Origin of the sequence: Sporofaciens sp. JLR.KK001 (genome assembly GCF_036941055.1) — a bacterium.
In the GTDB taxonomy this organism is placed as follows: Bacteria; Bacillota; Clostridia; order Lachnospirales; family Lachnospiraceae; genus Sporofaciens.
Genome location: NZ_JAYMNO010000001.1, coordinates 4,595,363 through 4,619,098, shown reverse-complemented (window position 1 = coordinate 4,619,098; position 23,736 = coordinate 4,595,363). Strand labels below are relative to the sequence as shown.

At 40.0% G+C, this 23,736-nt stretch carries 24 protein-coding genes and 4 pseudogenes; 17 read left to right on the top strand and 11 right to left on the bottom strand.

Going from position 1 to position 23,736, the window contains the following annotated elements; translation table 11 throughout:
* Positions 1 to 5 precede the first annotated feature (5 nt).
* Positions 6 to 533, top strand: coding sequence for a site-specific integrase (locus VSQ62_RS23535; RefSeq protein ID WP_502957780.1), 528 nt, complete (start codon positions 6 to 8; stop codon positions 531 to 533).
* A gap of 312 nt (positions 534 to 845) precedes the next feature.
* On the opposite strand, the gene VSQ62_RS23530 is transcribed toward VSQ62_RS23535, so the two are convergent.
* The 8 genes from VSQ62_RS23530 to VSQ62_RS23495 all read right to left on the bottom strand — a co-directional run bounded on the left by VSQ62_RS23530 (position 846) and on the right by VSQ62_RS23495 (position 5,150).
* Positions 846 to 1,034, bottom strand: a complete 189-nt coding sequence (locus VSQ62_RS23530; RefSeq protein ID WP_172509772.1) for a cysteine-rich KTR domain-containing protein — start codon at positions 1,032 to 1,034, stop codon at positions 846 to 848.
* A 24-nt stretch (positions 1,035 to 1,058) separates the two neighbouring features.
* Positions 1,059 to 1,226 carry a DUF6440 family protein gene (locus VSQ62_RS23525; protein ID WP_172509773.1) on the bottom strand — a complete coding sequence of 56 codons (168 nt, stop codon included), beginning with the start codon at positions 1,224 to 1,226 and terminating at the stop codon, positions 1,059 to 1,061.
* 28 nt (positions 1,227 to 1,254) lie between these two features.
* Positions 1,255 to 1,902 (bottom strand): ABC-2 transporter permease, encoded by a 648-nt coding sequence (locus tag VSQ62_RS23520; protein ID WP_288156309.1) that lies wholly within the window; start codon positions 1,900 to 1,902, stop codon positions 1,255 to 1,257.
* A complete protein-coding gene (locus tag VSQ62_RS23515) occupies positions 1,899 to 2,759 on the bottom strand; it encodes an ABC transporter ATP-binding protein (protein ID WP_120432885.1) in 861 nt (286 codons plus the stop codon). Before VSQ62_RS23515 ends, VSQ62_RS23520 begins: the two co-directional genes overlap by 4 nt.
* A gap of 2 nt (positions 2,760 to 2,761) precedes the next feature.
* On the bottom strand, positions 2,762 to 3,139 hold the full coding sequence (locus VSQ62_RS23510) for a GntR family transcriptional regulator (protein WP_120433088.1): 378 nt from the start codon (positions 3,137 to 3,139) through the stop codon (positions 2,762 to 2,764).
* 212 nt (positions 3,140 to 3,351) lie between these two features.
* A complete protein-coding gene (locus VSQ62_RS32720) occupies positions 3,352 to 3,651 on the bottom strand; it encodes a hypothetical protein (protein ID WP_497852741.1) in 300 nt (99 codons plus the stop codon).
* A 72-nt stretch (positions 3,652 to 3,723) separates the two neighbouring features.
* The gene (locus tag VSQ62_RS23500) at positions 3,724 to 4,596 is read right to left on the bottom strand and encodes a DUF6017 domain-containing protein (protein WP_334637154.1); all 873 of its coding nucleotides are present in this window, start codon (positions 4,594 to 4,596) and stop codon (positions 3,724 to 3,726) included.
* A 29-nt stretch (positions 4,597 to 4,625) separates the two neighbouring features.
* Positions 4,626 to 5,150 carry a DUF5720 family protein gene (locus tag VSQ62_RS23495; protein WP_334637153.1) on the bottom strand — a complete coding sequence of 175 codons (525 nt, stop codon included), beginning with the start codon at positions 5,148 to 5,150 and terminating at the stop codon, positions 4,626 to 4,628.
* Between the two features lie 260 nt (positions 5,151 to 5,410).
* Here VSQ62_RS23495 and VSQ62_RS23490 point away from each other — a divergent pair.
* A pseudogene (locus VSQ62_RS23490) lies at positions 5,411 to 5,578 on the top strand (site-specific integrase); the annotation flags it as partial.
* A gap of 280 nt (positions 5,579 to 5,858) precedes the next feature.
* Here the strand turns inward: VSQ62_RS23490 and VSQ62_RS23485 are convergent.
* Positions 5,859 to 6,863 (bottom strand): DUF5688 family protein, encoded by a 1,005-nt coding sequence (locus VSQ62_RS23485; RefSeq protein WP_334637152.1) that lies wholly within the window; start codon positions 6,861 to 6,863, stop codon positions 5,859 to 5,861.
* Between the two features lie 32 nt (positions 6,864 to 6,895).
* Entirely contained in the window at positions 6,896 to 7,219 is a 324-nt protein-coding gene (locus tag VSQ62_RS23480) for a hypothetical protein (protein WP_300695856.1), read from the bottom strand.
* Positions 7,220 to 7,654: 435 nt separating this feature from the next.
* On the opposite strand from VSQ62_RS23480, the gene VSQ62_RS23475 reads away from it, so the two are divergent.
* The 8 genes and pseudogenes from VSQ62_RS23475 (at position 7,655) to VSQ62_RS23440 (ending at position 17,703) form a co-directional block, all read left to right on the top strand.
* The gene (locus VSQ62_RS23475; protein ID WP_334637763.1) at positions 7,655 to 9,367 is read left to right on the top strand and encodes an AAA family ATPase; all 1,713 of its coding nucleotides are present in this window, start codon (positions 7,655 to 7,657) and stop codon (positions 9,365 to 9,367) included.
* Positions 9,368 to 9,501: 134 nt separating this feature from the next.
* Positions 9,502 to 9,630, top strand: a pseudogene (locus tag VSQ62_RS23470) (sporulation transcriptional regulator SpoIIID); the annotation flags it as partial.
* 162 nt (positions 9,631 to 9,792) lie between these two features.
* Positions 9,793 to 11,490, top strand: a complete 1,698-nt coding sequence (locus tag VSQ62_RS23465) for an AAA family ATPase (RefSeq protein ID WP_334637151.1) — start codon at positions 9,793 to 9,795, stop codon at positions 11,488 to 11,490.
* Between the two features lie 29 nt (positions 11,491 to 11,519).
* Positions 11,520 to 13,232, top strand: a complete 1,713-nt coding sequence (locus tag VSQ62_RS23460; RefSeq protein ID WP_334637150.1) for an AAA family ATPase — start codon at positions 11,520 to 11,522, stop codon at positions 13,230 to 13,232.
* Between the two features lie 134 nt (positions 13,233 to 13,366).
* A pseudogene (locus VSQ62_RS23455) lies at positions 13,367 to 13,495 on the top strand (sporulation transcriptional regulator SpoIIID); the annotation flags it as partial.
* A gap of 162 nt (positions 13,496 to 13,657) precedes the next feature.
* Positions 13,658 to 15,361, top strand: a complete 1,704-nt coding sequence (locus VSQ62_RS23450) for an AAA family ATPase (RefSeq protein ID WP_334637149.1) — start codon at positions 13,658 to 13,660, stop codon at positions 15,359 to 15,361.
* A 352-nt stretch (positions 15,362 to 15,713) separates the two neighbouring features.
* A pseudogene (locus tag VSQ62_RS23445) lies at positions 15,714 to 15,842 on the top strand (sporulation transcriptional regulator SpoIIID); the annotation flags it as partial.
* A 163-nt stretch (positions 15,843 to 16,005) separates the two neighbouring features.
* Complete coding sequence (locus VSQ62_RS23440) at positions 16,006 to 17,703, top strand: AAA family ATPase (protein ID WP_334637762.1); 1,698 nt, start codon at positions 16,006 to 16,008, stop codon at positions 17,701 to 17,703.
* A gap of 469 nt (positions 17,704 to 18,172) precedes the next feature.
* Here VSQ62_RS23440 and VSQ62_RS23435 read toward each other — a convergent pair whose 3' ends face one another.
* Entirely contained in the window at positions 18,173 to 18,391 is a 219-nt protein-coding gene (locus VSQ62_RS23435; RefSeq protein ID WP_334637148.1) for a helix-turn-helix domain-containing protein, read from the bottom strand.
* A 291-nt stretch (positions 18,392 to 18,682) separates the two neighbouring features.
* On the opposite strand from VSQ62_RS23435, the gene VSQ62_RS23430 reads away from it, so the two are divergent.
* The 7 genes from VSQ62_RS23430 (at position 18,683) to VSQ62_RS23400 (ending at position 23,725) form a co-directional block, all read left to right on the top strand.
* Positions 18,683 to 18,961 carry a plasmid mobilization protein gene (locus tag VSQ62_RS23430; RefSeq protein ID WP_334637147.1) on the top strand — a complete coding sequence of 93 codons (279 nt, stop codon included), beginning with the start codon at positions 18,683 to 18,685 and terminating at the stop codon, positions 18,959 to 18,961.
* Complete coding sequence (locus tag VSQ62_RS23425) at positions 18,943 to 19,416, top strand: relaxase/mobilization nuclease domain-containing protein (RefSeq protein WP_334637146.1); 474 nt, start codon at positions 18,943 to 18,945, stop codon at positions 19,414 to 19,416. The genes VSQ62_RS23430 and VSQ62_RS23425 overlap by 19 nt, the downstream gene beginning before the upstream one ends.
* Before the next feature lie 233 nt (positions 19,417 to 19,649).
* The gene (locus VSQ62_RS23420; protein WP_334637145.1) at positions 19,650 to 19,820 is read left to right on the top strand and encodes a hypothetical protein; all 171 of its coding nucleotides are present in this window, start codon (positions 19,650 to 19,652) and stop codon (positions 19,818 to 19,820) included.
* A gap of 92 nt (positions 19,821 to 19,912) precedes the next feature.
* Positions 19,913 to 20,467: a hypothetical protein gene (locus VSQ62_RS23415; RefSeq protein WP_334637144.1), complete on the top strand. Its 555-nt coding sequence runs from the start codon at positions 19,913 to 19,915 to the stop codon at positions 20,465 to 20,467.
* A 345-nt stretch (positions 20,468 to 20,812) separates the two neighbouring features.
* Positions 20,813 to 21,667: a hypothetical protein gene (locus VSQ62_RS23410; protein ID WP_334637143.1), complete on the top strand. Its 855-nt coding sequence runs from the start codon at positions 20,813 to 20,815 to the stop codon at positions 21,665 to 21,667.
* A 111-nt stretch (positions 21,668 to 21,778) separates the two neighbouring features.
* Positions 21,779 to 22,594 carry a ParA family protein gene (locus tag VSQ62_RS23405; RefSeq protein ID WP_334637142.1) on the top strand — a complete coding sequence of 272 codons (816 nt, stop codon included), beginning with the start codon at positions 21,779 to 21,781 and terminating at the stop codon, positions 22,592 to 22,594.
* 6 nt (positions 22,595 to 22,600) lie between these two features.
* Positions 22,601 to 23,725: a ParB/RepB/Spo0J family partition protein gene (locus VSQ62_RS23400; protein WP_334637141.1), complete on the top strand. Its 1,125-nt coding sequence runs from the start codon at positions 22,601 to 22,603 to the stop codon at positions 23,723 to 23,725.
* The last annotated feature ends 11 nt before the right edge of the window (positions 23,726 to 23,736 follow it).

Sequence of the window (23,736 nt, the reverse complement as noted above, 5' to 3'; positions counted from 1 at the left end):
GAAAGTTGCTTGAAGGACTGCTTTCAAGAGATCCGACCAGAAAGGCAATTATTAAGGGAAAAACACCAAAAACAAAGAAAATCAAATATCTAAATCAGTTCGAATTACATACATTGATTGCGGATCTTGACATTAAAGATACACCAAATTGGGATTGGTTCATTCTTTTGGTTGCAAAAACAGGGATGCGTTTCTCGGAGGCATTGGCAATTACTCCGGAAGATTTCGATTTTGCCAGGCAGACTTTGTCTATCAGTAAAACATGGGATTATAAAGGAGACGGGGGTTTTTTGCCGACAAAAAATAAATCATCGGTTAGGAAAATTCAAATTGACTGGCAGATTGTAGTAAAATTTTCAGTTTTGACCAGGGATCTTGCGCCGGATAGGCCCATTTTTGTTGGTGAATCAAAAATATACAATTCAACAGTAAATGATGTGCTTACCAGACATTGCAAAGCATGTGGAATTTCTGAAATTTCAATTCATGGTTTACGGCACACGTATGTCAAGCCCACGACAAAAAATTTATAACTTTTTTTGAAGTTTTTCGGGCAGCTTCATAGCTGCCCATAGCTGTTTCAAATGGGTGTTCACGGTTATACCTCCTTTTCGGATTCCTTAGTTTCTAAGAAATCCTGTGTTGCATATTCAATCTCAATCCGATCTCCTGGAAAGACGTAAACTTTGTTGATAAGCCGGTCAATCAGAGCTTTCGTCAGCATGTTGGCGTTTCCGACTTCCTGCACAATTTCCTGTTGTTTCAGCTTAATCTCATAATCACTTTTCCTATAAATTCACAGCTGATTAGGAAAAAAGAGTCGATAACACAAGGGGTCTTGTGTGCTATCGGCTCTGCGTCTGTGCGTCTGGCTCTTTGATAACAGTAACTTCTAAATGTTTGATATTTACAAGAAATTCCTTTTTGCATTTCGGGCAAAACAATGGAAAATTCTCTAAAACTGAATCTGTTCTGATTTTTGTACGGGTTTTACTCTGACATATTGGACACAGCACCCAATGTTCAAGCTGCATGGCATATCTCTTTTCCATAGGCAGTTACTTTGTAACAATGGGTTTTCCATCTTTATCAATTAAAGGACAGATACCAGCACCCGCACCAAACTTTGCAACAAGATAATTGACACCGGTTTCTTTATCTACCACCACATAAAACCCCTTTACACTTCCAGCGGTTTCGGTAATTTCAAATCTCTTATTTTCCATATAGATACCTCCTAACTATTCAAAAAAATCAAATTTCTTGCTTTGCAAAAATACGATAACTGATTTGATACATCACATAGCACCACGCTAATGCCAAAAGCGGAGAGCAACAGAGAAGAATAAACACAAGCTGATCGGTCAGCGTAACTCCTAATGTAGCAAGAAGCTGATATACTCCAAAACAAATCCCTGCCGGAATAAGGAAAGATACCAACAGCAGGACGCGGCCTCTTTCTGCTCCAAACTTGAATACAAGAGGAATTGACATACTACCAAAAATCAGAGCAATTACCCATGAAATCAAGGTCAAAAATAAAAGTTCTCCAATCCCTATAAGGTCAAGCGTGATTTTATTTGAGATAAGGCCGCCGATAGAACCAACAACCAGTCCAAAGAGGCTGCCAACAGCGCAGAAGATAGCCAGTACAATAAATTTTCCGCCCACCAATTCTTTCTTGGAAACTGGCATAATCATGGCATATCGTGTCCACTTAGAATTATCGTCAAAAGAGAAAGTTGTTACAATCATCATGCTACACAGAATGGCGCACACAAAGATATAACCTTCAACACCAGAAAACGGGATAAGGGCAATAGCAAAAACCAAAAGGATGAACAACATAGATTTGGCATTATGACCGATATTCAATAAATCTTTCAAAACAAGGCTTTTCATTTAGCTTGATCTCCTTTCACATACAGCAGCAGAATATCATCAATCGTTGCATCATCCACTACGGCATTTTTATATTTTCTTTTGGCCTTTTCCTTATCAGCTACCAGAACATTCCATTGGTAATCGTCTTTACGGTAGGCCAGAATTTCGTCTTTGTCCAACTGATCGAACAGAGCTGCCCCACAGCGAATAATACCGTAGTTATAACGGAGTTCATCTTTCGTTTTGCAGAAAAGGACTTTTCCTTGATGAATAAAAGTAATATAGTCTGCAACTTTTTCTAAATCCGTTGTGATATGCGAGGACATCAAAATAGAATGTGTTTCATCCTGCACAAAGTCGAGGAACACCTCAAGAATATCATCCCGCATTACAGGATCAAGTCCACTGGTGGCTTCATCTAAAATAAGCATCTTCGGTTTATGTGAGAGTGCGAAGGCAATGCACAGCTTCATTTTCATACCTTTGGATAAAGTTTTGATTTCTTTATCCAAAGGGAGCTGAAAGCGTTTCAGATATTCCTGATATAAATGTGCATCCCACTGTTTGTAGGCCGTTCTACCGATTTTTCCGACTTTGGCAGGGGTGAGAGTTTCATAGAAGTTAATTCCATCGAACACCACTCCAATATCCTCTTTGAGCTGTTTCGATCCCGATAACTCCTGCCCCCAAAAAGTGACAGTTCCCTCGTCCTTATGGATTAAATCAAGAATGGCATTGATAGTCGTACTTTTTCCAGCTCCATTTTCACCAATCAACCCCATAATTGCTCCTTTTGGAACCGAAAACGAAACATGATCTAATTTGAAGCCATCGTATTGTTTTGTTAGGTTATTAACCTGCAAAATAGAGTCCATAGTTAATCCTCCTCTTGATAAAACATCGTCAGTAATTCAACCAATTTTTCTAACGATATTCCACTTGTTCGGCCAATATCAGCCGCTTCCTGCAAATGTTCTTCAGCCAATCTCTGCTGTTCTTCTTGATAAAAGTCTTTGTTCTGTGCCGACACAAAACTGCCTCGACCAACTGTTGTTTCTATAAACCCGTCCCGCTGCAAATCTTCATACGCCTTTTGGACGGTAATGACACTCACATGAATGGATTTTGCCAGTGCCCGCATAGAGGGAATCGGGTCGCCAGTTTTCAGTTCACCACTCATAATCATGGCTTTTATCTGCGAAGTTATTTGCTCATAGATTGGCTTGCTGGTATTGCTACTTATTATAATTTCCACTACGCCCCTCCTTTGTTTTATAGTGTGCTTATTGAATAAGTACATTATACACAAGTTGGGTGGCGTTGTCAACAAAAGTATGTCAATAAATGAGGATAAACTACTGGCAAGCAATGCAATCTTCCGTAAGATTGCGTATTTTGGCAGGAATCCCTTTCCGGTATTCCTGCCAAAATGCTTGTTGGTGACATATCCCCAAACCCCTGAGATCATCACCTGCGGTAATGGCTGCGCGTTCCGTTAGAACGCTGAAAAACAAAAGAGAGCTGTTTTAAGTTGAACACCTTCGCCCAGCGTTCATACCCCGGACCTTTGCCGGAACGGATCGCCGCCTCAATATCCACCAGCAGCCCGACTTTGGAAACCGGCTTTTGTGGGGAGGTACGGCGGGGCTCCGCCGTCCGCGTGCCGGCGATCCGTTCTTTCAGCACCCCAGGCTCATGGAACTGCAGGTAAGCAAACAGGTCCGCCTCCCTCGCCGCCTGAATCTGCTCTTTGCTTACGCCGGGCATAGTGCCGGCACAGAATTTCTTTTCATCGTGCCCCGCCTCCTTTCTGTGATGAAAAAAGACGCCCGAAGGCGCCTAACAGCCGTATAGGTCGTGATTGACCTCGGCACGGTAATAACTGTCCATTGTTGCCGGGGCATTATACAGCGCTGCCAGCAGGTATGCCTTGATATTTCCGACTTTTGTGGTGTTCTTGTCAATACAGTCAAAGACATACTCCAGGTGGCCGGAATTGATCTTCAGGAAACGGCCCTTTACCACCTCCCTGGGAAAATCATCCCCGGCAATACGGATATATGGCCGCTTGGACAAAACAACTTCAAGCATAAACTCCATAGTCTCGTCTAAGCGTTCTTTCCCATAACGGGAAACCATACAGTCATACTCAATATTTTCTTTAATGATCTCGCGGTAGGCGTCTGTCAGCTCTATCCGATCCATCCTATCCGGGCGGCCTGCCGCCTCCGGCTCTGCCGGATAGATTGATTGATGGGTCCTTGATATATCCGTTTTTGATTTTTTAGTCCTTAGTGGATTAGTATTTAATTGTGTGGGATTTTCCTGTCCAGGTTCGGCCTGTTCAGGTTTTGCCTGTCCTGGATTTACCTGTCTTGGATTTTCCCGTTTAGGTGAATACTCCCGTTTTTCAGCATTTACAGGCTTTTCATGGATCGTATACTCAATGTCTCCGAGCTGTCCGTTCCCATAGCGGAGGCGCTGCCTGGTGAGATACCCGTGCCGCTCCAGCTCTTTCAGGGCGGTAGTGATCGAATCCACGCCATCCTTACAGATATGGGCGAGCCCCTTTGTGGTATAATCCCAATCTTCCGGCAGCGACAGCATGAGCGAGAGGAGCCCCTTTGCCTTTAAGGACAGTTCCGTATTGCGCAGGTGGTGGTTGCACATGATCGTGAAGTCCTTTGTTTTTTCTACCCGGAATACAGCCATAACAAAAACCTCCTTCCTTTTCCTCCGGGTTACAAGGCGCGGTCCCTGCGGTCATAGTGCAGATGGCCGCCCGGTGCAACCTTCGCATGGTTTTTCAGTCTGACCTCGCCCCGTTCCTGGCTGTCTAAAAATTTCTGGTAGCCGGCATCCGTAAGGAACAGGCGCATCTTGTCGCCTTTATCCCCGACAGGGGCATTACCTGAAAGCACGTCAAAGACAATCATGTGCTTTACTTCCGGGTCAAAGCGCTCCAGAGCCATGATGTCATGCCCCTTCAATTTCTCCGCGCCGGATTTCTGCCTGGCCTCTGCCAGTAGTTCCCCCATCGTCTTAGGTCCTGCCGGAATCCGGTAGTTTTTCCGAATATCCTGAATGAGCGCCAGACAGTCTTTTTCCGGCATGGCGTCCAGCTTTCGCATAAGCTCCTCCGCCGTTTTCCTCTTTACCGGGTCCGGTATATAGGGGAGGCACATGCGCAGCTCATAAGTGACATCTGATTTCCCATAGCTTTCCGTCTGGAAGATCAGGCGCTTTTCCATTTCGTTCAGTTCCATGTGAATCTCCTTTCTCCTGAAAATGGATATGAAAAAAGGGCGTCCACCTATAAAAGTGAAACGCCCACGGCAATCAGCGACCAGGCAATACACCGGACCGCTGGCGTTATTAAATTTTGTCGTTAATGAAACAGCCTCCTTTTTTCGATATTTTTCTCGTCAGATTTCAACTTGGAAAAGGAATTGAATAAATGACGGCAAACGCTCAAACCCCTTGAAAATAAAGGCTTTTTCCGTTTGTCGTTATTATACCGTAATGGCATACACATGCTTCATTGCTATTGTTTGCAGGAGTATCGATTGCAAGCGTGGCCAGAAGGCTTGGACATGCGAGTATGACAACCACGCAGAAAACATATTTGCATATTATCCAGGAACTTGAAAATAAAGATGTAGATCTGGTCATGAGAACATTGTCAGGATTATAGAAATTAAAGTGTAATAGAAATACTTACGTTGATTATGGTTTCATGAGGACAAGATTCACTTTTCATGCTGGTATCGGTGAGAGCTTACTGAACGATGTGCTTTTTAATATGTAATCGATGTTTGAGCTGGTTTAGTGAAAAAAGGAATTTGAAAAAGTACCTCTGCATACATTGTAAAAACAATGAGTGCAGGGGTTCATATATGAAGATTATATTGAGGAGCGGGCAGTAGAGATCGCATATTATATCATTGAAAATAAGGCGACATGCCCTGGATCCATCAAAGCTCCAGCTGCTTCAGCTCTTGCTTTGCTGCTTCGTACAAATAGACCTTGTTAGACAGGGTTTCTGACGGATCAAAGGTTTTGTTCATCTGCTTGATCCGCATAAGTATATTCCGTGGTTGTATCGTGCCTTTTTTATGGAGCCTTGCCTCGCTGGTGCCTGTGAAGGCTATATAATAATCGTCTCCGAAAAGCTCGGCTATACGCTTCATTACTCCGGGATAGAACATGGCAATCGCGCCGTTTATCTGCGCTGTCGTTGTCACAGTCGGAACTGCAAGCGGTGAAAGTGAAGTTATATCACTGTTCAACGCCATAAACGCACCTTTGTGATAAGGTGGATTTGCTAAGTCCGCCGGATTTAAGTATATACGCGGCGGCGCCATAATGTATGTATTGCTCATCGCATTCTCCCACACTTCTTCTTCATCTATCTCCCATGCCTGCATGGAGGATCTAGGTACCTTAACAGACAATACGTCATGCCTTTTGCCGTCATTTTCATCACTTGCAAGAATATAGAGAACCAGCACCATATCACCGATGCATTTGTAAATATGGTTTTTCAGTTCATATCGGTGGTCTTTGAAATTCAGAGGGCGGATGAAAAGCTTGTCTTTTAGCAGATCATACTCATTTTTTTCAATCAGATCTATGATACCCAGTTCCATGAATTTTCTGCTGGAGTCGATCGAAGAAAGAATCGGTTCCCACACAGCCGCCCAACTGCCTTTTTCATATTCCTGGTACAACTGCATGCAGTTAAATCTGCACATCTGTTCTCGCTTGTCCTTATACTGGTACAGGATGATATAATCGCCAATTAGTACATCTGACTCCTTTTTTTGATACTTGATGTTTGTTTCACGTATAATAGAAAGCTCTTTCGCATCAGTCGATGTGGATCCATCTTCGAAGAAGGCAATTTTGCCATAGCTCAGTTCCTGTTTCTTTTCCTCAAGCTTTTTTTGCAGTTCGTTGATAAATTCCTTATATTCCATTTTCATACCTCCGTTTATTATAAGTTGCTCAGTTAAAACAGTTCTACATCATGAAGCAGGAAGACGATCAGATTGCAGTGGAAAAATCCGTTATCGCCATAATAGTTGTGCGGAATATCCATACGGATCACGATTTTCTTAAAGAAGTCTCCTGTGAGTTTGAGAGACCGGAGTTCCGCATCTTTCTTTTCATTATAGATAATGTTCTTCATGATGTGACCGGGATCATATTGTCTGTAATTAAGACGTGCATTACGCAGCCCAAGATCTGTGTAGTAATATTTGTTCGGATAGTTAAAATAGGTTTTGCCCTTTACATCGTACCGTCTGGCACGTTCGATCAGAAAAGCGTCCAAAATATGTGTGAGATATGCCGAAACAAGTGGATTATTAATAGTGAAGTGCTATAATATCGTATGTCAAACAGTAAGACGGGTTTCCCGCAGCGGCAGATTCCGGTGATCACTTTTATTTCTTCATTCCACATATAGTGGATCAGGCGATTCAGGTAATAATCTCGCTTGATCATAATTCTCACCTCCAACTTTTGCCGTATGCGTCATAAGATTTAGATAAGTATAGCACAATGCGTTTGGGACTTCAATGGGATATCTCTAACTTATGCCGTGGGTGGCTTAACTTTATTTGGCGTATATTAGGTCATGTTAAGTATCTGAGGGTGGTTCTTTTGTCTTTATGATTTTGAGAATAATTGATGAGAGAAGAACTGATTGTGGAATAAAAAAAGATAGGGTATAATATGAAAAACAGAGTCAGATGGAGGTGGCATGATGAAAAAAGCATTGCCAGTTGGCGTGGAAAATTTTGAAGATCTGGTAAAATCGGAATATTACTATGTAGATAAAACAATGTTTATAAAAGAAATGCTGGATTTGAAGGGAAAGGTGAACTTATTCACCAGACCCAGGCGTTTCGGAAAAACACTGAATTTAAGTATGCTTCGGTACTTTTTTGAGGATACAGGAGACAAAGTAAAAAATGAGCAGAATAAAGAACTCTTCCAGGGGATGAAGATTATGGATGCCGGAGAAAAATATACAGGACAGATAGGAATGTACCCTGTAATAAATCTGACATTAAAATCAGCCAAACAGGAAGATTTTGAAAATGCTTATTATACGCTGCAGGTTGAAATAGCATCTGAGTTTGACAGACATAGAAGTGTGGTTGAAACAGGCAGAGAAAAACTTACTCAAAAAGAATATGAACAGTATATACGAATTGCAGACGAAGAAGCGGATGAAAAACAGGTCAGAGGTTCGTTAAAATTATTTAGCAGATGTATGTATAAAATTACAGGCAGGAATACGGTCATTCTAATTGACGAGTATGATGTGCCTTTGGAGAATGCTTATTTCCGGGGCTTTTATGATGAGATGGTGGATTTTATCCGGTCGTTATTTGAAGCTGCGTTAAAGACGAATGACTATCTGCAGTTTGCCGTTATTACCGGGTGTCTGAGGATTTCAAAGGAGAGCATATTTACCGGGCTGAATCATCTGAAAATTATATCTATACTTGACCAGAGATATAGTGAACATTTTGGTTTCACAGAAGCGGAAGTGCGGCAGATGATGGCTTACTATGGCGCAGAGAGTCGTTTCCCGACGATGAAAGAATGGTATGATGGATACGCATTTGGCGGCACAGAGGTCTATAATCCATGGAGTGTAATCAATTTTATGTATGATTTATATGCGGATGTCAATGCATTTCCCCATCCATATTGGATTAACACCAGTTCCAATGACATTATAAAGGATTTGATAGCTAGGGCAGACAGGGAAACGAAAGGACAGATAGAAACACTTTTAGTTGGCGGCATTTTAGATATTCAGGTTCATGAAGAAGTTACCTATGGGGATATGCACAGTAATGGGGAGAACTTATGGAATTTTCTTTATTTTACAGGGTATCTTACAAAAGAGAGTGAGTATTTTAAGGAATCCGCTATCTTTTTACGGGCGCGTATACCGAATATAGAAGTAAAGACAATTTATCAGAATACGATTTTGAACTGGATGAAAGCCGCTATAAAGAAAGAAGATTTTCAAGATTTGTACCGTGCAATGGAGGAGGGAAATGCCCAGAGGATGACGGATATATTAAATGGTCAGCTTTTCCGAACCATTAGTTTTTATGACAGTGCAGAAAACTTCTATCATGGTTTTCTGACAGGTATATTGAGCCAGAGCGAGAATTATCTGGTGCAATCTAACCGTGAAACCGGGAATGGGCGTTCAGACATAATGGTGAAAAGCCCGTCGCTGCGGGGAAGGTCGTTTATTGTGGAAGTGAAGGTTTCGGATTCTGTGGACGATTTGGAAAATGACGCAAAAAAGGCTCTGCAGCAAATATACGATAAAAGATATATGGAAGAACTGCGTACAGAAGGGTATCGTAAGATTGATTGTTATGGAATAGCGTTCTATCGGAAGGATAGTGAGGTTCGGTTTGGGAAGGGCAGAGACAAAATCTTATAAATGCTATGGGTAATCTGGAAAATGAGGTATAGCTCCGGTCAGGTAGTAAGATGAGACTATGAAGCAGTGAAAAAAGGAATATGAAAATAAACTTCTGCATACATTGTAAAAACAATGAGTGCAGGGGTTTATAAATGAAGGATTATATCGAGGAAAGGGCAGTAGAGATTGCATATTATATCATTGAGAATAAGGCAACGGTGAGGCAGACGGCGAAAGCGTTTGGAGTTAGCAAGAGTACCATACATATGGTTGTAACAAAATAGAACGGTTGATATGGAGAATCAAATAGATATCATAAGCCATCTCTGGGAATACGGAAGGTATTCTTAGAGGTGGCTTTGCTGCTGTTCAATGGAAATTAATTGTGAAACAGAGGGAGATAGGGTATAATATGTGAAACAGTATCGGAAGGAGGCAGAGCAATGAAAAAAGCGTTACCGATTGGGGTAGAAAACTTTAAGGATATCATGGAATCTGGTTATTACTATATAGATAAATCATTGTTTATAAAAGAATTATTGGATATGAAAGGAAAAGTGAACTTATTTATCCGTCCAAGGCGTTTTGGAAAGACGCTAAATCTTAGTATGCTTAGATACTTTTATGAGGATACGGGAGATATGAAGAAAAATGAAGAGCACAAATCACTTTTCCATGGCTTGAAGATTATGGAACAAGGTGAAACATATACGGAACATATGGGAAACTATCCGGTTATTAACCTGACACTGAAATCAGCGAAGCAGCCTAGTTTTGAATCCGCATATAGTAAGCTTAGGAAAGCAATCGCAGACGAATTCCAAAGACATCAATATATACTGGCGAACGGAAAAATAAATGAAGAAGATAAGAAGCTATATCAAAAGATTGCTGACCGGAAGGCGGAATATGATGATTATTCAGGGGCGTTGGAGTTTTTGAGTAAATGTCTTTATCAGGCGACGGAGAAAAAGACGGTTATCTTGATAGACGAGTATGACGTGCCGCTGGAAAGCTCTTATTTTCGAGGATTTTATGAGGAGATGGTAGATTTCATCCGGTCATTATTTGAATCTGCGTTAAAGACGAATGATTATCTGCAGTTTGCAGTTATTACAGGATGTCTGAGGATTTCAAAGGAGAGTATATTTACCGGGCTGAATCATCTGAAAATTGTATCTATACTTGACCAGAGATATAGCGAACATTTTGGTTTCACAGAAGCGGAAGTGCGGCAGATGATGGCTTACTATGGCGTAGAGAGTCGTTTCCCGACGATGAAAGAATGGTATGATGGGTATGCATTTGGCGACACAGAGGTTTATAATCCATGGAGTGTCATTAATTTTATGTATGATTTATATGCGGATGTCAATGCTTTCCCACACCCATATTGGATTAACACCAGTTCCAATGACATTATAAAGGATTTAATAGCCAGAGCAGACAGGGAAACGAAAAGACAGATTGAAACATTGTTAGACGGTGGGACTTTAGACATTCAGGTTCATGAAGAAGTTACCTATGGGGATATGCACAGTAATGGGGAGAATCTGTGGAATTTTCTTTATTTTACGGGATATCTGACGAAAGAGAGTGAATATTTTAAAGGAAAGTATATATTTTTAAAGGTTCGTATTCCCAATATAGAAGTAATGACTATCTATGAGAGCACAATTTTAAATTGGCTGAAAGATATGATAAAGAAAGAGGATTTTCATGATTTGTACCGTGCAATGGAGGATGGAAATGCCCAGAGGATGACGGATATATTAAATGGCCAACTTTTCCGGACGATTAGTTTTTATGACAGTGCAGAAAACTTCTATCATGGTTTTTTGACAGGAATCTTGAGCCAGAGTGAGAATTATCTGGTGAAATCGAATCGTGAATCAGGGAATGGGCGTTCCGACATAATGGTGAAAAGCCCATCGCTGCGGGGCAGGTCATTTATCGTGGAAGTGAAGGTTTCGGATTCGATAGATGATTTGGAAAATGACGCCCAAAAGGCGTTGCAGCAAATATATGATAAAAGATATATGGAAGAACTGCGTACAGAAGGGTATCGGAAGATTGATTGTTATGGGATATCATTTTTCCGTAAGGATTGCGAGGTTCGGTTTGGGGAAGGGCAGAAGTAAAGAGTTCTGAATTAGATGGAGGGATGATAATGAAGAAACCATTGCCAATCGGTGTTGATAATTTTGAAAAAATAATAAAAGAAGGTTACTGCTATATAGATAAGACTATGTTTATCAAGGAACTGCTGGATTTGAAAGGAGAAGTAAATCTGTTTCTTCGTCCAAGAAGATTTGGAAAGACATTGAATTTGAGTATGCTCCGATATTTTTTTGAAGATACTGGGCATGAAAAAAGAAATGAACAGAATAAAAGTCTGTTTCAGGGAATGAAGATTATAGAAGCAGGAGAAAATTATACAAGTCAGATGGGAATGTATCCTGTATTTGAACTGACATTGAAGTCAGCAAAGCAGGAAGACTATGATATGGCATATTATATGATTGAGAATGCGGTTATCATGGAATTTGAACGGCACAGAGACACGATAGAAAGGGGAAAAGAACGTCTGACATCCAGAGAATATGAATGGTATACTGCTATTGCAGATGGAAAGGCAGAGGAAAAAAATATAAGAAATTCGCTGCAGCTTTTCTGTCAATGTATGTATAAGATTACAGGAAAGAATACAGTTATTTTAATTGATGAGTATGATGTGCCTTTAGAAAATGCATATTTTAGAGGTTTTTATGAAAAGATGGTGGGATTTATCCGTTCATTGTTTGAGGCTGCGCTGAAAACGAATGATTATCTGCAGTTTGCAGTAATTACGGGGTGTCTGAGGATTTCAAAGGAGAGTATATTTACCGGATTGAATCATCTCAATATTATATCTGTACTTGACCAGAGATATAGTGAACATTTTGGTTTTACAGAAGCGGAAGTGCGGCAAATGATGGCTTACTATGGTGTAGAGAGCCGTTTCCCGGTTATGAAAGAATGGTATGACGGATACACATTTGGCGGCACGGCGGTCTATAACCCGTGGAGTGTCATTAATTTTCTGTATGATTTATATGCAGATGTCAATGCCTTCCCACACTCATATTGGATTAATACTAGTTCTAATGATATTATAAAGGATTTAATTGCCAGGGCAGACCGGGAAACAAAAGGGCAGATTGAAACACTTTTAGGCGGTGGAACTTTAGACGTTCAGGTTCATGAAGAAGTTACCTATGGGGATATGTACAGTAATGGGGAGAACCTGTGGAATTTTCTCTATTTTACAGGGTATCTGACGAAAGATAGTGAATACTTTAGAGGGAAGTATATATTTTTAAAGGTGCGTATCCCTAACACAGAAGTTATGACCATCTATGAAAATACGATTCTGAACTGGATGAAAGCCGCTATAAAGAAGGAGGATTTTCATGACTTGTACCGTGCAATGGAGGAGGGGGACGCCCAGAGGATGACGGATATATTAAACGGCCAGCTTTTCCGGACCATTAGTTTTTATGACAGCGCGGAAAACTTTTATCATGGTTTTCTGACAGGGATATTGAGCCAGAGTGAGAATTATCTGGTGAAATCGAATCGTGAATCGGGGAATGGGCGTTTAGACATAATGGTGAAAAGCCCGTCGCTGCGGGGCAGGTCGTTTATTGTGGAAGTGAAGGTTTCGGATTCTGTGGACGAGTTGGAAAATGACGCCCAAAAGGCGTTGCAGCAAATATATGATAAAAGATATATGGAAGAATTGCGTACAGAAGGGTATCGGAAGATTGATTGTTACGGAATAGCGTTCTATCGGAAGGATTGTGAGGTTCGGTTTGGGAAGGGCAGAGACAAAACCTACTAAATGCTATTGGTAATTTGGAAAATGAAGTATAGATTTGGTCAGGTAGTAAGATGAGGCTATGAAGCAGTGAAAAAAGGAATATGAAAATAGACCTCTGCATACATTGTAAAAACAATGAGTGCAGGGGTTTATAAATGAAGGATTATATTGAGGAAAGGGCAGTAGAGATTGCGTATTATATTATTGAAAATAAGGCGACGGTGAGGCAGACGGCGAAGGCGTTTGGAGTTAGTAAGAGTACTATACATATGGTAGTAACAAAATAGAACGGTTAATATGGAGAATCAAATAGATATCATGAGCCAGCTCTGGGAATACGGAAGGTATTCTTAGAGCTGGCTTTATTGCTGTTCAATGAAACGGATTGTGAAATGTAAAGGGATAGGTTATAATATGAAAAATAGTATCAGATGGGGGTGGCAGTGATGAAGAAGGCATTACCTGTTGGCGTTGAAAATTTTGAAGATATAGTAAAATCAGAATATTACTATGTAGATAAGACAATGTTTATAAAAGACTTACTGGACTTAAAGGGGAAAGTAAATTTGTTTACGCGTCCAAGAAGATTTGGAAAGACATTGAACCTAAGTATGCTTCGATATTTTTTTGAAGATACCGGGCATGAAAAAATAAATGAGAAGAATAAAAGTCTGTTTCAGGGAATGAAGATTATAGAAGCAGGAGAAAACTATACAAATCATATGGGTTTGTACCCTGTGCTTGAACTGACATTGAAGTCAGCAAAGCAGGAAGATTACGATACGGCTTATTACATGATACAAAATGCAGTCAGCATGGAATTTGAACGGCACAGAGGTATTGTAGAAAGCAAGAAAGAAATGCTTTCGTTCAAAGAATATAAACAGTATACCGCTATTGCGGAAGGAGAGGCAGAGGATAAAATTGTAAGAAATTCGCTGCAGCTTTTCTGCCAATGTATGTATAAGATTACAGGAAAGAATACAGTTATTTTAATTGATGAGTATGATGTGCCTTTAGAAAATGCATATTTTAGAGGTTTTTATGAAAAGATGGTTGGATTTATCCGTTCATTGTTTGAAGCGGCGTTAAAGACGAACCAGTATCTACAATTTGCGGTTATTACGGGGTGTCTGAGGATTTCAAAGGAGAGCATATTTACCGGATTGAATCATCTCAATATTATATCGGTGCTTGATAAAAAATACAGTGAGCATTTTGGCTTTACAGAGCAAGAAGTTCTTCAGATGATGTCTTACTATGAAGTGGAAAGTCGTTTTTCGACAATGAAAGAATGGTATGACGGGTATTTGTTTGGAGATACGGAAGTTTATAACCCTTGGAGTGTGATTAAATTTTTATATGATTTATATTCAGATGTAGAAGCATATCCGCACCCATATTGGATTAACACCAGTTCCAATGACATTATAAAGGATTTGATAGCCAGGGCAGACAGGGAAACGAAAGGACAGATAGAAACACTTTTAGTTGGCGGCATTTTAGATATTCAGGTTCATGAAGAAGTTACCTATGGGGATATGCATAGTAATGGTGAGAACTTATGGAATTTTCTTTATTTTACAGGGTATCTTACAAAAGAGAGTGAGTATTTTAAGGAATCTTCTATCTTTTTACGAGCGCGTATACCGAATATAGAAGTAAAAACAATTTATCAGAATACGATTCTGAATTGGACGAAAGCTGTTATAAAGAAAGAAGATTTTCATGATCTGTATCTGGCAATGGAAGAGGGGGATGCCCAGAAGATGGCGGATATATTAAATGGTCAGCTCTTTCGTACCATTAGTTTTTATGATAGTGCGGAAAATTTTTATCATGGATTTCTGACAGGAATATTAAGCCAGAGCGAGAATTATCTGGTGAAATCGAATCGTGAATCGGGGAATGGGCGTTCTGATATTATGGTGAAAAGCCCGTCTCTTAGAGGAAGATCATTCGTTTTAGAATTGAAAGTATCTGGTTCGATCGCTGATTTGGAAAATAATGCAGAAAAGGCGTTGCAGCAAATATATGATAAAAGATATATGGAAGAACTGCGTGCGGAAGGATATCGTAAGATTGATTGTTATGGGATATCATTTTTCCGAAAGGATTGCGAGGTGCGGTTTGGGAAAGGACAAGATTAGAACAAAATAGTAGACATAGTATGGAGGATAATAGAATGGCGGAGCAGGAAAACAGTAAAGATTTGATTAGCGTATTATGGAGCGGAGCAGATATATTACGTATAAAGACTATCTTTTAGGGATTGTTTTTTATAAGTATTTATCAGATTCTTTTTTAATAAAGGTCAATGATTTGATTTATGATGAAAAACCAGAAACATTAAAAATTGCTTTAAAACCGCTTTTAATGGTTGTATAATTTGAAAGTTGCTTTTTAATCTGTTATCGCTGTTTGGGCTGTTTTAGTGAAAAAAGGAATATGAAAATCAACCTCTGCATACATTGTAAAAACAATGAGTGCAGGGGTAAATAAATGAAGGATTATATCGAGGAAAGGGCAGTAGAGATTGCGTATTATATCATTGAAAATAAGGCGACGGTGAGACAGACTGCGAAGGCGTTTGGGGTAAGTAAGAGTATGATACATACGGTTGTAACAAAATAGAACGGTTAATATGGAGAATCAAATAGATATCATAAGCCATCTCTGGGGATACAGCAGTATTCAGGAGATGGCTTTGTTGCTGTTCAATGGAAACGGATTGTGAAACAGAGGGAGATAGGGTATAATGTGGAAAAGGGCATATGATGTTGGAGGGATGATGATGAAGAAACCATTGCCGGTGGGTGTAGATAACTTTGAGAAGATTGTAAAAGAGAATTATTACTATATAGATAAGACTATGCTTGTCAAGGAGTTATTGGATTTAAAAGGGGAGGTGAATCTGTTCACCAGACCCAGGCGTTTTGGAAAAACACTGAATTTAAGCATGCTCCGATATTTTTTTGAGGATACAGGAGACAAAGTAAAAAATGAGCAGAATAAAGAACTCTTCCAGGGGATGAAGATTATGGATGCCGGAGAAAAATATACAGGACAGATAGGAATGTACCCTGTAATAAATCTGACATTAAAATCGGCCAAACAGGAAGATTTTGAAAATGCTTATTATACGCTGCAGGTTGAAATAGCATCTGAGTTTGACAGACATAGAAGTGTGGTTGAAACAGGAAAAGATAAGCTTACTCAAAAGGAATATGAACAATATATACGAATTGCAGACGAAGAAGCGGATGAAAAACAGGTCAGAGGTTCGTTAAAATTATTTAGCAGATGTATGTATAAAATTACAGGCAGGAATACCGTCATTCTAATTGACGAGTATGATGTGCCTTTAGAAAATGCATATTTTAGAGGTTTTTATGAAAAGATGGTTGGATTTATCCGTTCATTGTTTGAAGCGGCGTTAAAGACGAACCAGTATCTACAATTTGCGGTTATTACGGGGTGTCTGAGGATTTCAAAGGAGAGCATATTTACCGGATTGAATCATCTCAATATTATATCGGTGCTTGATAAAAAATACAGTGAGCATTTTGGCTTTACAGAGCAAGAAGTTCTTCAGATGATGTCTTACTATGAAGTGGAAAGTCGTTTTTCGACAATGAAAGAATGGTATGACGGGTATTTGTTTGGAGATACGGAAGTTTATAACCCTTGGAGTGTGATTAAATTTTTATATGATTTATATTCAGATGTAGAAGCATATCCGCACCCATATTGGATTAACACCAGTTCCAATGACATTATAAAGGATTTGATAGCCAGGGCAGACAGGGAAACGAAAGGACAGATAGAAACACTTTTAGTTGGCGGCATTTTAGATATTCAGGTTCATGAAGAAGTTACCTATGGGGATATGCATAGTAATGGTGAGAACTTATGGAATTTTCTTTATTTTACAGGGTATCTTACAAAAGAGAGTGAGTATTTTAAGGAATCTTCTATCTTTTTACGAGCGCGTATACCGAATATAGAAGTAAAAACAATTTATCAGAATACGATTTTGAACTGGATGAAAGCCGCTATAAAGAAAGAGGATTTTCATGATCTGTATCTGGCAATGGAGGAGGGAAATGCCCAGAGGATGACAGATATATTAAATGGTCAGCTTTTCCGAACCATTAGTTTTTATGACAGTGCAGAAAACTTCTATCATGGTTTTCTGACAGGTATATTGAGCCAGAGCGAGAATTATCTGGTGCAATCTAACCGTGAAACCGGGAATGGGCGTTCAGACATAATGGTGAAAAGCCCGTCCCTGCGGGGGAGGTCATTTATTGTGGAAGTGAAGGTTTCGGATTCTGTGGACGATTTGGAAAATGACGCAAAAAAGGCGCTGCAGCAAATATACGATAAAAGATATATGGAAGAACTGCGTACAGAAGGGTATCGTAAGATTGATTGTTATGGGATATCATTTTTCCGTAAGGATTGCGAGGTTCGGTTTGGGGAAAGGTAAGATTTATCAAGTATTACCATATGATTTATACGGAGTAATATCAGTTTGTCTACGCATGAAGATGGGAATTGGATGTTTATATATGTTTATGAAGAATTCTCGATTTTCACAGAAGAAAGCAGAAAAGTTAGCAGATAAATATAATAAAAAGTGCAGTAGATAATTGATTGTGAAATGGATGGGTATTTTTTTGAGCAAAACTAAGTTGGAATAGTTTGATAACTTTTCCCGACGATGAAAACCATTGAGAAATAATATGCCGTTTTTATGCGGTTTAGAGTGTTTTTTAAGTGGAAAAAAGTGTACCATTGTACCAATTTTGTACCATTTAGAGACAAAAATATGAAGAAAAATGTAGAGTTATGTAAAAGGAATCCTCAGAAGCGGTATGTCTCTGAGGATTTTTGATTCAATTTGATTGGGTATATAAAGGTATGTCAGATTATTTTTATTGACTAATACCTTGTCATTAAATAAGTCCAGACTGTTCATAAATAAACTGCTCTACGGCAACCTTGCTTATTTTCCAGATTGAGCCAATCCGGAAACCTTTGATAGCCCCGGTATTCAAGAGTTCATATGCTCTGTTCCTTCCTATACCTAAATATTCCGCCAATTCATTAACGGTCATTAATGCCGGTTCTGCTTCATTATCTGTAGAGAAATATGGTTTTAAGATACCTGTCATTGTTAAAGTCTCCTTCTTGATTAGATATTTTATTATGATGTTCCAATGGACTATTTTTATAGCTTTGAATTGATGATGTGTAGAGTTGAGAGTTCATTATAGTCAGGGAAAGTTCGAGGTAGTTAGGGATAGTTTAAGAATGGGAATATTATTTTAATCAGAAATAAAAAAAAATAAAAGAGATAACAATTAAATAAAGGGTTACCACGGTAACGGACAATAACAGACAAAAATGTCTGACAGTCCGTTACCTGGTCAAAGATGTCAGATAACGAAGGAGGAAACAGAACAATGGCCAGAGGGACAGGAACAAAGGGCAAAAAAGTGACAGTCAGATTAACAGAAGATGAGTACGACAGACTTAACAGTGAAGCAAACAATAATCATATAAGTATCAGTGAGCATATCAGGAAAAAATTAGAAAATAAAATTCAAAATACAGAGCTATTAGTACAACTGTGCAATTATTCGACATCATTAAACAAGATTCTTAATAAATATGATATTGCACAAGAAGATAAAGATTTTTTGAATCAGGAGGCACGCTTGGTATGGCAGCATTTGAAATAGGGATTCCCAAAGGTGATTATAAAAATAAAGATGCGGTAAGTAGGGTAATTGACTATATCTGTAGGCTGGATAAGCCTGAACAGGTAGGAGGCATGGGAGTATTTCCGCTGTATGTGGAAGATATGGTAAACCAGTTTTTGGCCGTAAAGCGGATATACCATAAAGAAGAAGGAAAGCAGGTATTCCACATTTTTATATCCTTTGAAAAAAGCCTGGGCTTTACGGTTGATGAAGTAATGGAAATGGGGTATGAGATAGCAGCATATTGGGGATATGACAGGCAGGTCATGTTTGCCGTACATGATGATACGCAAAATATACATATCCATATGGCGATTAACACAGTTGCATATACGAATGGTGAATACAAGGCTTATTATCCTATCGAAGATATCACAGAGTATGTAAAGCCTATTGTAAAGAGGAAAATCTCAAGTAAATGGTTTGGGAAATAGCCGATACTAAAGAGAAGGTAGGGTAATGTGTGATTGTAATGATTGGGAATATCCCGGTTGGCGGGATATTCCTTGCTTTATGCGGCATATTGTAATTGTTATGGTTGGGGACTTTAATTGCATATTATTCTAATGATATCAATAAAAGGGCTGGACTGGGATGTCCAGTATTTTTGTGCTTATCGTAGTAACTTTATTATTCTATTTTAAATTTATTATCGGAGGTAGAAAAGATGGCGAAAAACCAAGAAAGGATGAATCGGGCACAAGATAGGGCGTTAGAGAGGCTGGATTATGTCATGGATTGCTATGAGGCGCCGGATTTTGTGGAAGTGACAGGCAGTATGGGTGGAGACGTGATTACATACAGAATCTTTGATGATGGCAGGATGTATGTGAAATAGGAGAATGATATTAGAAAAAAGTTAGGGCAGAGAATGTTCTGGCTTTTTGTCTATGTGCCGCCAGAAAAGATAGAGAGGGAGGAATTCAGATTATGAAAAAGCCTATGACAACGGAAGAATTATTCCGTAAGATTCTTGATATTTTAAAAGACAAGGGCAGGCTGCCGGAGATTCTGGATTACAGCCTTGCGGATGGGAACCCGGTTCCAATCACAACTTATGAATTTGAGTTGAGAAGCAATCTGAATTATGGAGGCAGTGAGGGGATTTATCTGAATTTATGGATTGAGTATTTTAACAAAGGGGAAAAATGCCAGCATGGTCTCGGTACATTTAAGACGTTATATGAGGATGAAAAAGCCATGCACAAGATGGCTGGGCTTCTGGCGGATTTTGTGGTGGAAGAACATGCTTACGTCAATGGGAATCTGGATGATTTCACATGGGAAGGGGCGGATGTTTATGTGTTAGATGATGAAGGCAAGAGGCTTCCCTGGGGATATTCCTGCGGCAGTATGGAGAGAGCCTTGAAAAGAAAAGACAAAATGCTGGAAAAGTATCATCAGGTAGTGGTAAGGGACAATGTGACACGGAAGGAGAAGCGGTTTCAAAAACCGAAGAAAAAGCCAAGGTGCAAGGATGAATGACAGATATCTATGGATTAGGGTGTCCGAATCGGACACAATTTTTTAGTAGGAAGGATAAAAATATTACAATTGGATTTCTATCAGAATGTTGATAGATGGATTTGGAACATAGGATATTGAATAATAGATATTTTAGGGGAATTGTGAGTACATTCCCTCTTGATGTTGTTTTAGAATCTTTGAGAGTTGATTCCAAATGCCTATGTCATAGTATCATGCACAAAATCAGTCAAAGTATTGGATTGTAATGGTATATGATTCGTCCATAAAGATATGAAAACCGATAATTGAAACCCCAAATAAAGTATGGTAGTATAAAGAGAAAGGAAAGGCAGGTGCAGGACAATGGAGAAGGAGAACCGGGAACACAAGGACAGTGTTTTTGTTGACCTCTTTTACCAGGATGAAACGGCAAAGAAGAATCTGCTGAGTTTATATAATGCGTTGCATGATACAAATTATGAGGATGAAACGATCATTCGGAAGGTAAAGATTGATGATGTCTTATATAAGAACTTCAAGAATGACATTTCTTGTGAGGTGAATGGGCAGGTGCTTGTTTTCGGAGAACATATGAGTACAATCAATAGAAACATGCCCTTGCGCTGCCTGATGTATGTGGGAAGGGCATATGAGCAGTTGGTAGACAGCAAGGCACGCTACAGGATGACATTGGTGAAGATACCGACCCCAGAGTTTTATGTATTTTACAATGGCGAGAAGGAACAGCCGTTAGAACGGGTATTATCTTTGTCAGACGCATTTATGAATCCGGCAAGAGAAAATTCCGTAGAATTAAAGGTCAAGGTCATTAACATCAATTCCGATAAAGCGCATGAGATTCTGGATAAATGTGGGATACTAAAGGAATATAGCCAGTTTATCAGTACCGTAAGAAAGTATTCGTATGAAGAAAGCGCCATTAAAAAGGCAATCAAGGAATGTATTGAACAGGGGATTCTGGCAGATTATTTAAAGAGGAAAGGAAGCGAGGTGGAAAATATGTTGATTGCGGAGTATAGCTATGAGGAAGATATACAGGTGAAGCAAGAAGAAGCAATGCAACAAGGAATGATTTTATCGGGAGAGATTTTCCAGAAAGTAAAAAAGAATCCAAAGTTTACCAATAGGCAGATTGCTGAGGAAGTCGGCTGTAGCGAGAAGGATGTTAGAAATGTGAAGAAGATATTTGGCATATAATTTTATATTTACTTTTAACGCTATCGGAGTAAGTCTGATAGCGTTTTTTAATGTGCAGATTTTCTAAAAGTAAAATTTAAGCAAAATAAATCAAGGATGGTGAGAAATGGTATGAAAACAATCAGTTTGCTAAATTTAAAGGGAGGGGTTGCGAAAAGCTTTACTTCAGTAAATATGGCTTATGAATTGTGGCGTAGGGGAAACCGGGTCTTATTGTGGGATAACGACAAGCAGGGGAACCTGAGCAAGGCATTTGAACAGTATGAGGCAGAACAGGCCGCACCTGCCGCAAGGATACTCAGTGGTGATTGGCAGAATCCGGAGGAAATGATACAGGCGACAGATTATGAAGGGATAGATATTATCACGTCGAATTTGTCATTGTTTGGCGCTGCCTGGAATCTGGTGCGAGATGGCGGGGGTGATATGACAGGGAGATACCGGAGCTTTGTAAAAGCCAGTATCAACAATCAGACAGAAGATTGCATTTGTGAAAGATATGATTACTGTATCATAGATAATCCTCCAGATATCGGGATCAATGTGGTCAATGCCCTTGGGATGACGGATGAGGTGATTGTTCCTGTGAAGATTGATGAAAACTCCTTAGAAGGGCTGGATATTGTAGCAGGTCAGATTGAGGACGCAAAGGCTCTGAATCCATCTTTGACATTAAAAGGTGTGCTGATAACGATTTACCAGAATACGGACGGGGAAGCGGCAGGGTTAGAATGGCTCAGGCAGGAATGGGATAATGCAGAAAGCAGGCATTACAGGCAGTATAAGGTTCTTGGCAGGATTCGGTATTCTGCAAAGGTGGCAGAAAATTCTTTTGTGAAGAAACCAATCTACGAGTACAGCCCATGCTGTGGTGCGGCGCAGGATTATAAGCATTTTGTAACCAGTTATACGGGGATAGGGAGATGATGGGGTATGGCGAAATTTGGGATTAACGATTTGATAGACATTATAAAAAAGGAGTCCGGTTCAGAGACAGTGAATGCGTACAAGGAGATATGGCTGAACCCCAGGGATGTGAAGCCTTCGGAGAGTAATTTTTATTCGCAGGAAAATATAGAAGAGCTTGCAGACAGCTTTCTTGCGGTGGGCCAGCAGCAGCCGACGGTCTTGGCGAGAGTGAATGGGGAGTTCCGTATCGTGAGTGGACACAGGCGGAACCTTGCGAATATCAAGAACCTTGAACGGGGCTATCAGGAGTATGGGAAGGTGAGATATCTGTACCGGGATATGACGCCGGCTATGTTGGAATTGTCCCTTCTGATGGGAAATGCGTACAACAGGGAACTCACCGGATGGGAGAAAAGCCAACAGGCGAAGCGGCTCAAGGAGGCTCTGATACGGGCGAAGAAGGAAGATGGCTTGAAGATACCCGGAAAGCTGCGGGATGTGGTGGCGGAACTGATGAATGAGAGCAGTACGAATATTGCGAGGATGGAATGTATCAGCAACCATGCGGCTTCGGAGATTGACGAGGAATTTAAGAAGGGAAATATAGGGATTTCTGCCGCATATGAGGCGGCAAAACTGCCGCTGGATGAACAGAGGGAGATTGCAAGGCAGGCGTCAGAAAAAGGCGGTATTCAGGCGAAGGAGGTAACGGAGAGGGTAATGAAGAAACAGAATGGAAAGGATAATCGAAAAGAGAAAGGATTTTCGGTGGTGGAAAAGCAGGAAATGAAATCTCTGCCGCAGGATGGGAAACAAATTCCAGAGGATGATTTGATAAGTAAAAGGGAGACAAAGGAAACGAAACAGGCTGTAGGAGGCGGAAACATAAGGCAGTTCAAGAAATTAAACCGCCATCAGGAGATACTGCGTGAGTGGGGCAGGGAAAGGGTAAGCCTGACAGTCATTCCGCAAACGGTGGCGGACGCAAAGCAAAAGGTGTCCGAATCGGACACCTCGAAAGAAGAATGGACGGATGTTGAATGGGCGGTGTTTCTTACAAGGGCGATTATGAATCAGGCGGATTGTGTAAGTGAGGAAGATTTGTATCTGCTTCACGATATTATGATACGCTGCCAGGGAGAAGAGTAATTTACGCATGG